The 15274-nt window shown below is 66.6% G+C and carries 14 protein-coding genes and 1 pseudogene; 4 read left to right on the plus strand and 11 right to left on the minus strand.

Annotation, left to right across the window (positions count from 1 at the left end):
- Positions 1 to 1070, plus strand: a 1070-nt coding sequence (locus AC5JJ6_RS18585) for an HWE histidine kinase domain-containing protein (RefSeq protein WP_496043475.1), incomplete at its 5' end; no start/stop codon positions are given.
- Positions 1071 to 1371: 301 nt separating this feature from the next.
- On the opposite strand, the gene pdxA is transcribed toward AC5JJ6_RS18585, so the two are convergent.
- Entirely contained in the window at positions 1372 to 3642 is a 2271-nt protein-coding gene (gene pdxA / locus AC5JJ6_RS18590; protein WP_496043476.1) for a 4-hydroxythreonine-4-phosphate dehydrogenase PdxA, read from the minus strand.
- Between the two features lie 5 nt (positions 3643 to 3647).
- Positions 3648 to 4031, minus strand: coding sequence for a 2-keto-3-deoxygluconate permease (locus tag AC5JJ6_RS18595; RefSeq protein WP_496043477.1), 384 nt, complete (start codon positions 4029 to 4031; stop codon positions 3648 to 3650).
- Positions 4032 to 4546: 515 nt separating this feature from the next.
- On the opposite strand from AC5JJ6_RS18595, the gene AC5JJ6_RS18600 reads away from it, so the two are divergent.
- The gene (locus tag AC5JJ6_RS18600) at positions 4547 to 5182 is read left to right on the plus strand and encodes a hypothetical protein (RefSeq protein ID WP_496043478.1); all 636 of its coding nucleotides are present in this window, start codon (positions 4547 to 4549) and stop codon (positions 5180 to 5182) included.
- 344 nt (positions 5183 to 5526) lie between these two features.
- Here the strand turns inward: AC5JJ6_RS18600 and AC5JJ6_RS18605 are convergent, their stop codons facing one another.
- A complete protein-coding gene (locus tag AC5JJ6_RS18605; protein ID WP_496043486.1) occupies positions 5527 to 6327 on the minus strand; it encodes a transposase in 801 nt (266 codons plus the stop codon).
- 112 nt (positions 6328 to 6439) lie between these two features.
- On the opposite strand from AC5JJ6_RS18605, the gene AC5JJ6_RS18610 reads away from it, so the two are divergent.
- Positions 6440 to 7405, plus strand: a complete 966-nt coding sequence (locus tag AC5JJ6_RS18610; RefSeq protein WP_496043479.1) for an IS5 family transposase — start codon at positions 6440 to 6442, stop codon at positions 7403 to 7405.
- 122 nt (positions 7406 to 7527) lie between these two features.
- Here AC5JJ6_RS18610 and AC5JJ6_RS18615 read toward each other — a convergent pair.
- The 5 genes and pseudogenes from AC5JJ6_RS18615 to AC5JJ6_RS18635 all read right to left on the minus strand — a co-directional run.
- Positions 7528 to 7728: pseudogene (locus tag AC5JJ6_RS18615) on the minus strand (hypothetical protein); the annotation flags it as partial.
- 131 nt (positions 7729 to 7859) lie between these two features.
- Positions 7860 to 8711: a phytanoyl-CoA dioxygenase family protein gene (locus AC5JJ6_RS18620; RefSeq protein ID WP_496043480.1), complete on the minus strand. Its 852-nt coding sequence runs from the start codon at positions 8709 to 8711 to the stop codon at positions 7860 to 7862.
- Positions 8712 to 9020: 309 nt separating this feature from the next.
- Entirely contained in the window at positions 9021 to 9272 is a 252-nt protein-coding gene (locus AC5JJ6_RS18625) for a DUF202 domain-containing protein (RefSeq protein ID WP_496043487.1), read from the minus strand.
- 533 nt (positions 9273 to 9805) lie between these two features.
- Positions 9806 to 10783 (minus strand): Bug family tripartite tricarboxylate transporter substrate binding protein, encoded by a 978-nt coding sequence (locus AC5JJ6_RS18630; protein WP_496043481.1) that lies wholly within the window; start codon positions 10781 to 10783, stop codon positions 9806 to 9808.
- A gap of 125 nt (positions 10784 to 10908) precedes the next feature.
- On the minus strand, positions 10909 to 11820 hold the full coding sequence (locus AC5JJ6_RS18635) for a PDDEXK nuclease domain-containing protein (protein WP_496043488.1): 912 nt from the start codon (positions 11818 to 11820) through the stop codon (positions 10909 to 10911).
- A gap of 65 nt (positions 11821 to 11885) precedes the next feature.
- Between AC5JJ6_RS18635 and AC5JJ6_RS18640 the strand changes: the two genes are divergently transcribed.
- A complete protein-coding gene (locus tag AC5JJ6_RS18640) occupies positions 11886 to 12068 on the plus strand; it encodes a hypothetical protein (protein ID WP_496043482.1) in 183 nt (60 codons plus the stop codon).
- Between the two features lie 246 nt (positions 12069 to 12314).
- Here AC5JJ6_RS18640 and AC5JJ6_RS18645 read toward each other — a convergent pair whose 3' ends face one another.
- The 3 genes from AC5JJ6_RS18645 to AC5JJ6_RS18655 are packed head-to-tail and all read right to left on the minus strand — an operon-like array spanning position 12315 to position 14825.
- A complete protein-coding gene (locus tag AC5JJ6_RS18645) occupies positions 12315 to 13160 on the minus strand; it encodes a segregation and condensation protein A (RefSeq protein WP_496043483.1) in 846 nt (281 codons plus the stop codon).
- Positions 13150 to 13815: a hypothetical protein gene (locus AC5JJ6_RS18650; RefSeq protein ID WP_496043484.1), complete on the minus strand. Its 666-nt coding sequence runs from the start codon at positions 13813 to 13815 to the stop codon at positions 13150 to 13152. The genes AC5JJ6_RS18645 and AC5JJ6_RS18650 overlap by 11 nt, the downstream gene beginning before the upstream one ends.
- Positions 13812 to 14825, minus strand: a complete 1014-nt coding sequence (locus AC5JJ6_RS18655; RefSeq protein WP_496043485.1) for a site-specific integrase — start codon at positions 14823 to 14825, stop codon at positions 13812 to 13814. Before AC5JJ6_RS18655 ends, AC5JJ6_RS18650 begins: the two co-directional genes overlap by 4 nt.
- Positions 14826 to 15274 lie beyond the last annotated feature (449 nt).

Here is a 15274-nt window from a genome sequence, read left to right on the forward strand (position 1 = left end):
CGCACCGTGCACGTCCAGGCAAAGTGCCCACAAATTTCAGAATCAGGACACTAGCCTCCAGTGAGGCTCGCCTACGACTCGCGACGACGGGTGTAGGCATTGGGACTTGGGAGCATGATCTGCGAACGGGCGTGAGGATAATATCAACCGAGGCAATCGAGCTGCTCGGGATCACCACCTCCGTGGCAGACGCCACGAACTGGCTCGACACAGTCCATGCAGACGACCGCTCGGCGGTACAAGTGGCTTGGCAGAACCTGCTTGAGAAAGGTGCCCCTTATGAGGCGGAATACCGCGCAGCCACACCGGCGCCAGACGGGGGTGACCGCTGGCTGTTGTCGCGGGGTCAGGTGGAGCGAGACAGCTACGGCATTCCGGTGCGAGCCGCGGGCGTTCTCGTCGACGTAACCGAGAGACGCCGGCAAGAGGAGAGGCTTGTACTGCTGACCCGAGAGGTCGACCACCGCGCCAAGAACGCGCTCGCAGTCGTACAGGCAGCACTCCGTCTGACCCCGCGGCGGGATGTCGCCTCTTTCGCAAATGCTATCGAGGGACGCGTGCGAGCCCTTGCCCGTGTACACAGCCTCTTGGCCGAGGGGCGCTGGACGGGAGCCGACATCCGCCAACTCGTCGAAGCTGAGCTCGCGCCGTTCCTGCTGCTAGTGGAAAGCGGAGCGGTCGACGGCAGCGCTCCTCGCGTCGCTGTCGAGGGGCCTCAGCTACGGATTGGGCCCTCAGCAGCCCAGTCATTGTCGCTTGCCCTGCATGAGTTGGCGACGAACGCCACGAAACATGGCGCCTTGTCGGTGTCAGGTGGCGTGGTCCGCCTGACCTGGAATCTTGACGAGGGTGCACGCGTGCTCCGGGTCCGATGGGACGAGCAAGGCGGGCCTCTGGTGATCGACGTGCCATCCCGTCGTGGCTTCGGCTCTCGCGTACTCGATGCGAGCATCCGAGGGCAACTCGGTGGGCTGGTAAACCTCGACTGGCGGCGGTCCGGGCTCGCCTGCGACATCGAAGTGCCGATTGCTCGTCTGTCTGAGGCTGCTCAGGCTAGCCACTCGGAGTGACGCTGGAGGGTTCTGTTGCGTCCTTGCGGAGCCGTCCCGGAGAGATACAAACCGGCGGGGGCACAGTCAACTTGCCGATGTTTGGCCGCCACGCTGGCATACCAAAGACGACGCACAGCAGAGTTCAGGCCGCGGCGGCGGCCCCGCTGATATCCGCCCACACCTCAAATGCCCGCGCCCTTACGGCACGATACTGGAGGGCGACGACGTGGCCGCGGCGGAGATGGAATAGGTTGGCGATCTGGTCGTGCGTGGATCGGCAAGTTGACTGTGCCCAAGCCAGCGTCCCAGCGCAGCAGTATCAAACAAGGGAGCGTCGGCGCTGCGGAGCGAGGTCCACGGCTTGGCGTAGCGCCTCGACGAGGCTGCCCTCATCGGCGATGCCCTTTCCAGCGATGTCGAAAGCCGTGCCGTGGTCGACCGAGGTGCGGATCACTGGCAGGCCGACGGTGATGTTCACGCCCGCCTCCAGCCCCATGACCTTCACCGGGCCATGGCCTTGATCGTGGTACATCGCGACCACCAGATCGAAGTCGCCGCGCGCGGCGCGGAAGAACAGCGTATCGGCCGGCAGCGGGCCCTCCACCTTCCAGCCCTTGGCGCGGCAGGCCTGCACGGCGGGCATGATCTTCTCCTCCTCTTCCCCGTGCCCAAAAAGGCCGTTCTCGCCAGCATGGGGGTTGATGCCGCAGACACCGATTCGCGGCTCGGCGATGCCAGACTTCACTAGCGTCGCATGCCCGCGGGCGATGGTGCGCTCGACGAGGCCCGGCTCGATCTTTCGGATGGCGTCGACCAGACCGATATGCGTAGTCACATGGATGACGCGCAACTTTGGCGCGACCAGCATCATAGAGACCTCGGGTGTGCCGGTCAGCTGCGCCAGCAGCTCGGTATGGCCCGGGTATTTGTGGCCGGCAGCGTGCAGCGCCTCCTTGGACAGCGGCGCGGTGCAGATGGCATCCGCCTCGCCGGCCTCAACTAGGCGCGTCGCGCGCTCGATGTAGCGGTAGGCGCCCTCGCCGGAAACGGGCGAGAGCCTGCCAAAGGGATGTCCCGCTGGGATCAGGCCGAGATCGATGCAGTCCACCGTGCCGCGCTGGTAGCGGGCACGGGCGGGCTCAGCCAATGCCGCGACAGCAAGGCCGCCGCCGACGATGTCGCCCGCCTCGCGCAGGCGCGTTGCGTCGCCGACCACCAGCGAGCGGCAGCTGGCGTAGACGTCCTCGCGTGCCAAGGCCTTCATGATGATCTCGGGTCCGATGCCGGAGGCGTCGCCCATCGTGATGGCGATGATCGGGCGGCTGTCCTGGGCTGCGCTCATGGCGGATCCTTGTAGGAGAAGGGCGCGCAGCCGGTCGAGGCTGCGGGCAATGGTCTCGGCCGTGCCAAAAGCGCCGGCCTTGGTCATTACAGGGATGGCGTGGACGCCGGGCGAGCCGCCAATCGTGACGCCGAGCGGCACGCCCGGCTCCAGCTCATCCAGCAATCGGATGCCAGTGACGCCAAGCCGGCCGAGCAGGGCGCAGGCGGTCTCTCCCCCGGTGGCAAAGAGGCCGGACACATGCGGCGCGGCCGGGGCGAGCAAGGTGGCGAGCCGCCCGGCCAATAGCGCACCGTAGGAAAGGTCGGGCTCGCCCTCGGCAGCAATGTCCACCAGGACGTCCTCGCCGGCGGCAAGCGCCCCAGCGATGGCGGCGCCGGCCTCACGCGCCGCTGCGTCCTCCAGCAGCACCGCCGGCGGCAGGCTGAAGGGACGCACGGCGCCGGCCTCGACCAACCGCGCTGCGGCGGCTCGGGATGCCTCGGCGACGCTGCCCACCACCACCAGCATGCCACCCCGGCCGACACGCGGGAAGGACTGCGGAACGGACTCCGCTGGCCCTTCGGCCATGGCGAGCGCCTGGGCGATGCCACCAGAGCCGGACCAGAAGAGCCGTTCGGCGGAGGGCAGGCTGCCGCGGGCGACGGCATCGAGATCCTCAGGCAGCACGGCATCGCAGACCAGCGCCTCAACCTCCGCCTCCAGCGCCGCCGCGATCCCGGCCGCAGCCTCCCTACGGACAGCCGCGAGCGGCAGCAAGCGGGCGCGCAACCCCTCCGCTTCCAGCACCGCGACCAGGTCGGCGCTTGGGTAGGTGTGGTCGCGCGCCCAGAGCGCCGTCTCCTCCAGCGGCGTGCCGCCCAGGTAGATCCGGCCGCCCTCGGTGGTGCGCCTGGTAGCTGGGAACGCCGGGACAACGATGGCCATGGCGCCGGCGCCGCGGTCGCGCAGCGCCTGGATGGTGGCCCGCAATTCCGCCGCGGGCTGGCCGCGGAGGGTACTATCGATCTTCTTGATCAGCCGCATCCCAGGCGTGAGCCTTGCTTCGACCAAGCTGCGGTGTCGAGCAGCAGCGGCGGCTGGAGCCAAGCGACGGCTGTCGGTATTGATGGCGAACACCGTGGCCCCCACCGGCGCGGGCGCCTCGCCCCAGCCAACCGCGGCGGTGCGGCCGCGACGGGCAAAGGCGATGGCACAATCCGCTGCGCCAGTCAGGTCATCCGCTAGGATCAGCCAGCGCAGGGTCACGGGGGTCACTCCGCCGGCGCGGTGATGGTTGCAGTTGGGAGGTCTGGCCACGCGCCCACGGCCTTCGCAATCCAAGCGGTCAGCGACGAGAGTAGCACGGCAATGACGATGACGGCAGCGGCGCCCAGGATGACCGTATGCGCCGCCGCCTCCGCACAGGCCCGGTTGGCCGCCGCCACGACGGCCGGCACCGCTGCGGCATTGCCGGCGATGGAGGCTGCTGCGACGCCCGAGACGCCGCCGCCGGTCACACGGTCCGCCAGGAAGAGCGGGATGCCGGTGAAAAGGAGGAGGACGGCGACGCCGAGACTATCGTCCAGCAGTCTGGCGTGCCAGACCCTTGCCGGGTCGAGCTCGCTGCCAAGGGCGAGAGCGGAGAAGGGGATCATCACCGCACGGCGCGGGAGAGGAAGTTACGCATCTCCCAACCGAAATCGCCGAGCAGCATTCCGGACGGCAGCGCCTTTTTACAAATGGGTGGATTCGCAGGCCGCGGAAGTTTCCATATCGCGCCTTATCCAACAAACCGCCGCCCTACCTGCTTGCGATGTGAAGGGTGCCTTGGTCGATCAATCTGTTCCAAAGTTATGCGCGAAGGCGGTCAGAGTTACGATGTCTTCCTAACGCAGAATTGGTCGCGTTTGGTAAGGTGTTCAACTCCTACAAGCGCCATGTCAAGCGAAGCGCGGCAGGCGGTGCGCACCGTGGGTATCTCCCTTGGCAGCTGAGGCTTGACCCGACTGAAACCGCGGCCGCGGGCCTCCAAGCAGGCCTCATCACCGGTGCGACCTTAGCTGTGGCGGAAATTACCACAAGATGTAAACCAAATGAGCGTCGCGCTTGGCCAATCGGTGTGCTTCGATGCTGCGGCTGCCACCCAGTGCGGTGCCGGGGACTTCTAACCATGGCCGACCGTCGCCTCCCTCTTCTAAACCGGCTCGAACAGGTCTTTCCGACACGACCGGCTGGCCGGACTGTCGTGCTCGGCGCGCGGCTGACCGCTCCCGGTCCGATCGCCGTCGGCACACGCGATCTCCGCCCCTTAGAGGCTGGCTCGCCGATCCCGCTTGCCGGGCGCGTCGCTGTCGCCCAGCGCCCGCCGCGGCCGACGATCGAGGTGATGACTTGGAACACCGGAGAGTCCCGCGATCTCCGGTATTACGGTACGCTGACTCACGCCGAGCGGCAGCTTTACGAGTGCGTCCGCGAGATAGCAGTGGACAGCGTAGAGATCGAGTTGAGCCACAGCCCCTGCTCCGCCTGCGCCGACATCTTGGTGTCCTGGCTCTCCGGCATCAACGCGGGAGTACCGGCCGCGCAGGGGCCATCGATCGGGATGCTGAACGGGCGCAAGGTGGTGCGGCCGGCCACACCAGGACGGATCGCGGCGCGCTTGGCTTGGGCGAAGCTGTACGACTCTCCCCCGCAGGCGACGACTTGGGCAGCCCTCGACGCGCTGCACGCTGCGGGATGGCAGCTCGCGGCACCGCGCGACGCCCTTCCCCCGGGTGAAGGCCTCGCTCCGGTGGCGCTTCTCTGAACTCAGGTTTCCTGTGTCAGGGTCTGAGACGGAATCAGCGGGCGTTGTCACATTGTTTGGTGACCTGGCGCGTTTGACCGCAATACGGCGCATGCGCGATCTCACGCCGCCATCTGGACGCACGTCTCCTGCCGCCAGATCTGGCAAGCCTTATCGCGCGAGCGGCGGTACTGTTCGGCAGCCATAAGGTTCCGCCGCGGACGGAAGTGACCATAGATCAACGCGTGCGCCGACAGGAACCGCTGGGCTTGCCCGGGTGACTTGAAGGGCTGCATCTGGCGTTCTCGGTCATGACGAGGGGATCCTCAGGGTGGCACCCTCCATAAGTAAGAAGCTGTACGCGATTAGATTCCTTGCTGCGTCTGAGCTTGTGCGACGATCCGGCGTGAGATGATGGAGATCATCGCGATCCAGACGTGCCCGGCAAAGAGGTCGGGCGCGCGGTCGTACACGATGTTGAGGCGCCGGTAGCGGCTCGACCAGGCAAAAAGCCGCTCCACCACCCACCTGATCCCGCTCGGCAGGAAGCGCCCGTCCCAGGTGCCGCCGGGCGAGGCCGAGACATGGATGTCGTGCTCGAGCGCCGCCGCGGCGAAGGGCGCGCCCTTGAAGCCGCTGTTGCCGAGAAGATCACCCTGGAAGCCGAGCGCGGCCAGCCGCGGCAGCATCGGCAATGTGCCGGCGCGGTCGTCCGTGTTGGCCGGGTGCAGCTCGAGATCAAGCAGCGACCCATGCTTGTCGCAAACGACGCAGAGCTTAATCCCCTTGATCAGCTTGCCGCCATCGATGCCCCGGGCCCAGGCGCTCGGGGCGGAGCGGAGCGAGCGGCTGTCGGCCACCACCGCAGAGGGCAGCATCTCGTCGCCGCGGACTAGGCGCCAATCGAGAGCCAGGCGCTGGCCTAATCGGCGCCAAAGCCCCAATCGCGTCCAGCGGGCAAAGGCGCTGTGCAAGGTGGTGAAGGGAACACCGGAGAGCCAGCCAGCGATGCGCCACTGCATGCCGCCGAAGGTCAGCATCCAGATCAGCCCGATTAGGCGCCGCCGCAAGCTCGGGTCCGGCTTGCGGCCGCGACGGTGCACACCGACCCGCTCACAGTCCATGGCCTCCAATTCGGCCTCGACCGCGAAGATGAACACCTCCACATCGGCCAAAATGTTCCAGCCGTCACCGCGGTCGGGGCGGAGTCGCCCGGTTGGGCGCCGTGGAAGTAGGCTGGTTTAGGGGCGAGCCCTCGAGCAGTGAGGGACACCCGTTGTGCCGTTCAAGTCCAACGGTGACCGCCGGCACCACATCCCCAAGCAGCGCCAGAAGGTGACCAACTGGGCTGAGTACGATGCTGGCCTGCGCGCCCGTGGCAGTCTTACCGTGTGGTTCACGGCCGAGGCGATCAGGGGGTCGCAAGCCGAGGTGCGGGTGGGTCGGGGTGGCCAGGCGAAGTACTCGGACCTGGCGATCGCAACTGCCCTGACGCTGCGTGCCGTATTCCGCCTTGCGCTGCGCCAGACCGAGGGCCTGATCGGCTCCATTCTGCAACTGCTTGGTCTTGACCTCGCCGTGCCGGATCATTCGACCCTGAGCCGTCGGGCCGAGACGCTGGAGGTACCACGACCGAAGGCGGGCAGCGCGCCGGTGCACCTGATGGTGGACAGCACTGGCCTTCGGCTGTGTGGTCCCGGCGGCTGGCTGGAAGAGAAGCATGGTAGCAAGCGGCGCCTGGGTTGGAAGATGCTCCACCTCGTCACAGACGCTGACACCGGCCAGATCGTCGCCTCGGTGCTGACGAGCAGGGATGCAGACGATGGCTCCCAGGTCTGCCCCTTGCTCGATCGGGTTGATGGTTCCGTGGTGTCCTTCACCGGCGATGGTGCCTACGACCGGGACGATGTTTACGCTGAGGTCGCAGCGCGTCATCCAGATGCCGACGTCATCGTGCCACCACGCGCAAACGCGGTGCCATGCAGCGCTGCTGCAACCGCACCGACACAGCGGGATGGGCATCTGCGATGTATTACCGAGCGCGGTCGCATGGGCTGGCAGCGAGCGTCGGGGTACAACTGGCGTGCTCTGGTGGAGGCCGATGTCTCACGATGGAAGCGCGTCATCGGTGATGGTCTGCGCTCGCAAACGGATCGGCGCCAAGCGACCGAAGTGGCCATTGCCACCAACGTCCTGAACCGGATGCTGGATTTCGGACGGCCGGAGTACATCCGGATCGCATGACCCCACATCCGGCAGGGATCAATGCGACCGTACCGCCGACCGATGCAACACAGTGGGTACCAGTCGCTGTCCAGCAGTCGGCCAAACTGGTCGAAATTGTCGACGAGGTAGGGCCCGTTGAGGATGCCGATATCCGGTACGAAATCGCTGAGATAGCCGGGGTCCGTGATGTTCATCACGTTGGCGCCCTGGCGGATCATCTCGTTTACATCGCGCCCGCTGCCGAGCTGCTCGCCTGGGAAAAGCTCAATCACCACGCGGCCGTTGGTACAGGTGGTGACGTTCTTCGCGAAGAACTCCGCCGCCTGGTGCGCCGGCTCGATGGCCGCAGGCTATGGGCGAAGCGAATGCGGATGGCGGACTGCGCCTGTGCTAGGGCGGGAGCAGCCAAGGTCGCGGCGAACGCTGCGCGGCGTGTGATGTGCATCATGGCCCTCCCAGATTTGGCATCACGCTACGTCGCCTTGATCGTCGCCCCGAGCTGTCCTTCCTTCGCTGCCCCGGAGTAGAGGATGGAAAGCTGCCGATCCATGATCACTTTGTGCCGTGCCAGGGCATGCGGATGTAGGTCCTCCTCCGGCGCAGTCTCATGCTCAAAATGGCCGAAGCTGTCATGGCCACGCACCAACAACGCGCTGTCCTGTGGCCCATCGGCTTGACGGACATGGGTTGGGACATAACGCACCGCGAAGCCGATCCGCGGCCAGTCGGCGCGGTTGGGCTCACTGCCATGCACGATCAGCACGTGATGCAGGCTCATCTCGCCGGGCTGCAGGGTGATGTCGACGGCATCGGCCTCGTTCACCTGCGCCGCCACCTCCTGTCCGCGCGAGAGCAGATTGTCCTGCGCAAAGGTGTCGGTATGCGGGACCTTATTCAGATGCGTTCCCGGTACTACGCGCATGTTGCCGCTTTCGGGTACGCTCGGGGTAAAGGCGATCCAGGCAGTGACGACATCTGGAGAGGACAGGCCCCAATAGGTCCCGTCCTGGTGCCAGGAGACATAGGCCGGGTCGTGCGCGCCTTTCATGAAGAATTGGCTGCTCCAACAGAGCAGGTTCGGGCCTAGCACGCTTTCGACCGCGTCCAGCACCGCGGGATGTTTCACAACGTCATAAGCCCAGGGAAACAGCAGATGCGGCTTCTGGTTCATCCGCCCGGCCAGCTTGCCGCCGAGCTTGGTCTCCGTCGCCTGTAGCTTCGCTAGCAGCCCGCCGGCTTCCTCCGACGTGAAGGCGCGGATCGGGAAGTGGTAGCCGAGCCGGTTGTAGTCCGCTACCGCGGCCTCGGGGAGGGATGCGGGCATGGGTATTCCTCCGCGCCCCGTGCCGGGGCTTGATGCGAAGGCGAGCATGACGGGCCTGCAACTGTCAATCAGGTCGCTTGTGATGCGCTAGCCGTCGCCTTGTTTCCCGGCAAGGATGGAGGATCGTTGGCGGAGGCGCCGCTTCCGATTGGCGCTCGCGCCGGCGCATTGCTGAAGGCATGCGGCTAGACCGATGCGGTACACGGCGCCAGAGCCTATTTTCTCGCCTTTACCGCAGTATAACGCGGGCGGCGCGCAGATGCCGCTGGGCATTCCCGACCATGGCACTGGAAGTGGCCGCGCCCGCCTCTAGATAGTGCCGGACCTTGTCGATGCTGAAAAGCGGAACTTGGGGATCACCCGCCACCGGTTCGGCCGAACCAGATGCCGAGCAGGGCTCCGAGCGAAACCACTAAAAGCCGGCCGTTGGCCACGAGCAGCAGCGCCCGCGACAAGGGCGACCAAGCCTGTTCTGACCCAAGCCGCATAGGTGCGCTCTGCAGCCAAAATCGTGCGGTCGACCGCATAGGGCACCCGCGGGTCATTACCGCCAATCGGCATCGGGGCCACAACGCCGTTGGCGGTAGCCGGATTGAACAACTGCACCGCTTTCTCGGGCGGTCAACGACCAGCCCTAGCTCCCGCCCAAGCCGGACTCACCCTCTGAAAACAGCGTTATGCTGGAGATTAAGACCAGTCCTGCACCACATGCGATAAGCCCCGCTTGCCGCTAGCGATACAAAGCTTGCCTTACCTCGAAAAAGCTGAGGCTGGGATCTTCTCGCAGGTTGTGGCTACGACGGAGAAGACCCACAGGCCGAAGTGAGAGGAACGCGGGCCGCGCCACAGCGGGCCTTCCATATCGCGCCTTATCCAACACGACGTGGAACCGCTCGAGATCGAGGTGGGCCTTTTAATGGCGCTGGCAATTGAGGCTGAGCCGACGCGCAAGCTTGGCGTAACTGCAGCCCGGTCCTGGTCCCCGGCGGCGCAGCACCGTCGCACTCGGCCGTTTGGCTAGATCTGAACTGTATCAGCTTGGGCAAAGCGAGATGAAGATAAAGTGGGTGACGCCATAGGTCAGGCGGGTGGCGCTATCCGGCCGAGGCGCCGCTGAGCCGCACCAGTTGGCGCATCAACGGCTCCTGTGCACGGGCGTAGGCTGCGTAGTCCTCGGGTCCTACCACCCAGGGTGTTGCACCATTGTCGGTGTAAGTTTTCGCCAGATCGGGACTCATGAGAGCGCGATGCGCCAGCTCCGCCATGTGCCGGATCATTTTCGGCGGCAGGCCAGCTGGAGCGATCAACCCATTCCAGCTGGTAAGGTCGAAGCCTGGCAGGAACTCCGCCAAAGCTGGCAGGTCGGGGAGCACCGGGCTTCGCTCCGGACTGGTGACCGCCAGCGCCCGCACCTTGCCGTCCCGGACTGCCCCGATCGGGCCAGCAAGGTTGTCGAAGATCACCTGCACCTGACCCGCCATGAGGTCGACGAGCGCTGGCGCGCCGCCGCGGTACTGCACGAAGGGCATGTCCGTGCCGGTCGTCATCTTGAACAACTCGGCCGACAGGTGTGGCGTAGTGCCGGCACCACCTGTTGCGTAGTGATACCGACCCGGATGCGCCTTCAGTAGCGCGATCAGCTCCGGCACGCTGCGCACGGGAAGGTCGTTGTTGACGATCAAGATATTAGGTTGCCGGTACAAGCCCGAAATTAGACTGTAATCCCGGAAGGGATCGTAAGGCAGGTTCGGGAAGAGCGAGGGCGCAATGGCCAAGTTGGCGACACCACCAAGACCCACGGTGTAGCCGTCCGGGCGAGACTTGGCGATGGCGTCACTGCCCACCGTACCGCCGGCGCCAGTGCGGTTTTCTACCACGAACTGCTGGCCGGTGATCTGCGTCATGGCCTGGCACCAGGCGCGAGAGAGGATATCGTTCGCTCCGCCTGGGGCATAGAGGTTGATGTAGCGCACTGTCTGCCTGGGCCAGTCGTCGGTCTGCCCCCGGGCCAGGCTTGGCGCGGCCAGGCCGGCGGCGATCAATGTGCGGCGGGGCAGGAAAGGATGCGGCACCCTCGTCTCCTCCGGTACGGCTCCGTGGCCGGTTCACCTGTTAGTCTGCGACGTCAGGAGCCGGGAATGCCAGCGCGAACCGCAGTCCTAGCACGAGGCGCCGGTCCCCGCGGCTGGTTGTTAGCTCAGGCGTCGTCATTCTGATCGCGCGGCAGGAGCGTCATCCCGGGTTCCAGATCTTCCGGCGTCGGCAGTGCCTCGGCCAGAGCAGCGGGCAGCGCTTCTGCAACCATTAGCTTGTACTCAGCCACCCCAATCGGGCTTGTGACACTGCGCAGGGCGTACTCGACTACAACCCGGTTGCGCTCACGGCAGAGAATCAGCCCGATGCTTGGATTGTCGCCAGGCTCACGATCCCGCTCGTCGAGAGCGGCGAGATAGAAGTTCATCTTGCCAGCGTGCTCAGGCTGGAAGGCGCCGGTCTTGAGATCGACGGCGACCAGGCAGCGCAGGCGTCGGTGGTAGAAGAGCAGGTCGACATACCAGTCCTGACCGCCCACCTCGAGGTGATGCTGGCTGCCGATAAGAGCGAAGCCCTTCCCCTTTTCGAGCAACAGGTCCTTCACGCGAGCCACGAGAGCTCGTTCGAGGTCTCGCTCCTTGATGTCGGGCGCCAACGCCATGAAATCGAATTGGTAGGGGTCTTTCACGACCTGCTGGGCGAGATCGGACGCCTCAGGCGGCAGCGCCCGGTCGAAGTTCGTAATCGCTCTGCCCTGACGGTCACGTAACTGGGTCTGGATCTGCGTAGCGAGGACCGGGCGGCTCCATCCATGCTCGAGGGTCGCTTCTGCGTACCAAAGGCGCTCGGTTGGATCCTTGAGCTTGGTGAGCAGCTCAATGTTCTGACCCCAGGGCAATCGTCCAACGACCCGTTGGACAATCGTCGGATCGGGCCAAGCCTCAGCAAAGGCGCGCATATACAGCAGATTGGCTCGCGAGAAGCCATGCATGCCGGCGAACTCCGCGCGCAGGTCCGTAGCCAGGCGGCCAACGACCTTGGTCCCCCACCCATCCCGCTCCTGCCGGTCAAGGATCTGAGTGACGCAATCGCTGTTGTGAGTTCTCCAAGCAGCAACGGCTGAGGATCATTGCAAACGATTTGCGTAAGGGCGTCCCTGACACCGTCGATCCCTTCGACCACGCCGGCCCAAGGCCTGACTCCCTGCATGACCACAACGAAACATCGGTCAGCTTCGGCTATCTCGGCCATGTCTCCTACGTCTCGCCTTTTTGTCTCGGCCTCGGGCTTATCCTGGCGAACCGCGTTCCAGGCTGCCTCTGACGACGCGATGAGATGATCCTTCAGCAGTCGCGGCAGAGATGCTGCCGTTGGTACGGTTCGGATACTATCAATCTTAATCTTACCCCCAGGCCTGGGGGTAAGCCTGAGGATAAACCAGGGGATGCATTCTGTAGCTATCTGCCCCTGTTCCTTCATCAATGCCGTTCGCTCGATGTTCGCCTGAGCTTCGCAGGCAACCAATCCTTGACCGCCGTGGCGAATAGGCCACCGCACACGGAGATCGGCCTAGCGGCGAGCGTCGGCCTGCTCTGCTCTAAGCGCCTCAGCTGAACGGACCACCACGGTCCCGAAAGGTGCAGCTTGGTACAAGATCGCTGTTCCATCGCGTCCGAGCTCGAGCCCGGCCAGCAGCGTTGTTGCCAGCGCTGCCCGCCGCTGCAGCTGTGACTTGGTCCGCTCCTCCGACGACGGCGGCAGGAAGGCGGTGAGGTCAGCACCCTCCCCCACCGTCGGCAGCAGCGCTCGCATCCGCTCCAGCGCATCCGGCACCCGCCACAGCGCCGGCGGTCGCGGCCGGTACACCCGGTCCCGGTGCGGCAGAACCAGCAGCCGCAGGCAGGCCCGCAGCAGTTCCGCCGTGTCCGCGGGCGGCGGGGCACCGGCGACGGTGGCGGTGCTCGGCTCCGCCTCACCGTGCGCGAACACCTGCCGTCCCAGCTGCGGCCGCCGCTCCAGCCAGTCCGCCAGCCGGCTCGCCCATTCCCGGTCGGCCAGCCGTTGGCGCAGCCCCTCTGCCTCACGCTGGGCTTCGGCGCTCTCCGCCGCCGCAGCGGGCAGCATCAGCCGCGAGCGCAGCAGCGTCAGCCAGGCCGCCATGATCAACCAGTCCGCCAGCCGCGGCAGCGGCACCCGACCGCGCTCAATGGCTGTGCTCACAACCTCGCCGAACTGCTCGGCCAGGGTTGCGACCGAAATTTGCGCCAAGTCCACCCGCTGCGCCCGCGCCAGCTCCAGCAGGAGGTCGAGCGGGCCCTCATAGGCCCCCAAGCGCAGCGCCGGCGCGCCGCTGTTGCCGACCACGGCTGGGGTGGCATCGAGGAAGGCCTCGGCGCTGTCGGCCTCAGGGGTCATCGTAGTGCGGCTCCGCCGCGATCTGGAGCGCCTGCCAGCGCTCGCGCAGCTGCCGTATGGCCGCCCAGGGCGTCCAGTCGGCTGACCAGAAGCCCAGCCAGAGCAGGCCGGGCTCCCGCTTCAGCGGCTGCCTGCGCTTCGGCACCGGCAGCTCGACCACATGCCGCAGCGCCTGGGTCGTGCCCCAGTTGGCCCAGAGCCACACCCGCGCCGCCGGGTGCTCCGGCCCAAGCCGGAGCACCTCCTCCGGGGCTGGCAGCAGCCGGTGCAAATCGAGCGGGCAGGCCCGGCTCTCGCCCGAGCGCTCGGCTACAAGCCGCATCCTCTCCTCGGCCGCGGTCCGTAGCTGCCCGGCCAGGATGCGGGCGCCCTCGAGGCTCAGGCTGCGCTGCAAAGGCGGCGGTGGCGCGACCAGGAGGTGAAACCAGTCCTCCTCGGCCCGGCCGAGGCTGTGCTGCCAGGGGATGACCCCAGCCCCGGCCGCCGCCTGGCGGAAGGCCGCGACCTCGGCCGGATCACCGGTGACGCGGAGGTGGTGGTACAGCCAGTCAGTATGCGCCGGCGCCAGCACATCCGCCGAGGCGGCTGCAACCCTCTCCCTTTCCCCACCAGTTGGCCCGATCGCCGCCCGGACCATCCCCCGGACCTTGGTCACAGGTCGAGCAGCTTGCTGGCGCTCTCGGTGACCAGCTTGGCCCGGCGCACATAGCCGCGCATGGTCTTGAGGTCGCGGTGGCGGGTGTGGTCCATCACCTGCTCGTCGCGGGCGCCAGCCATGTAGGCCTCGGTCACGAAGCCCGCCCGCAGCCCATGCGGCGACAGCCGCTCGGTGCTGTGCACCGTGATGCCAGCCGCCTTGGCCCGGCCCTTGAGGATCGTGCGGACCGCCTCACCGCTGAGTCGGGCGTGCTCGATGTTGCCCCAGCGGTCGACCTTGCGGAACACTGGGCCATAGTCGCAGGCCGAGGCCGCAAGCCAGGCCTCGAGCGTGCGTACCGGGCAGGTCTCGACCCGCTTGCCGCGGGTGACGCCAAGTTCGGTCCCCTTCCCTTCCTGGTCGGTCTTGGAGGAGGGCAAGGTGAGGCGCAGGCCCTCGCTCGTAAAGCGCAGATGCTCGCGGTCGATGCCGACCAGCTCGGAGCGGCGCAGCGCCCCGGCAAAGCCCAGCAGCAGCAGGGCGCGATCGCGGAGCCCAGCCAGGTCGCCGCCACAAGCGGCAACCAACTTACGCAGCTCGGCTGAGGTCAGCGCTGCGGCCTGACGGCGGCGGCTGCCGTGTTTGCGGTAGATGCCACGCAACGTGGTTCGGATGGCCGGGTGGCCGACCGACCAGTCGAGCCCGCGCAGGCGGTGCTGCTGGCCGATGGCGGCCAGCCGGCGCTCGAGCAGGGAGCGCGAGTACAGGCCGGCGAGCGAGGCGAGATAGGCGGCAACGGCCGCGGGCTCGGCCGGCAGCGGGGCACAACCGGTCTCGCCGCACCACCCGCAGAAATGCGCCCAGTCGGCGGCATAGGCGCGGAGCGTCTCCGGCGCGAGCGCCTGCCGCGCATAGGCCTGGGCCGAGGCCAGCGCCGCGGCGCCGGCCGGAGCGAGGCCCCTACCCGGCTCGGGCACCACCGCGGGCGGCCCAGCCCCGGCCGCCACGTCACCCATCCCCTCGCTCATGATCCCCCTGCCCGCCCCCGGTCAGGCCTGGAGTCTGGCGGTTATCCCGGATCGCGGCAAGCCCTGGATCACTTGCGGTAAGGAGGTCTTATCGCAGGTGATCGACGTCGGTGAGCCGTTTAGGGCGCCACTATTATTCCGCCACTGACGGCGGTTTTTGGACCTCATCTGGCGGGGAGCAGACCTCAGCCTGCTGCAGGTTCTTGCATGGCTGCTAACGTGCGCCGGCAACCCTCCGGCAGACCGAGCTAGGGCCTGTCAGAGCTTGAGTGCCGATGGTGACTGCTGGCTCACGGCCCACCCAGCGGGGCCACAGCGAGCCTAATCGACCCGACAGAGTCCCCGAGGCGTCCAGCCGTGCTCACGCGTGCGGATGGCCCAGGGGCGGTTGGAGTCGTGCAGCACCAGGGCGAGCGCCTGGCGTTCCTCGGTGCCGGTGATGGTCAGCC

The sequence above is a fragment of the Skermanella sp. genome, from assembly GCF_059503625.1.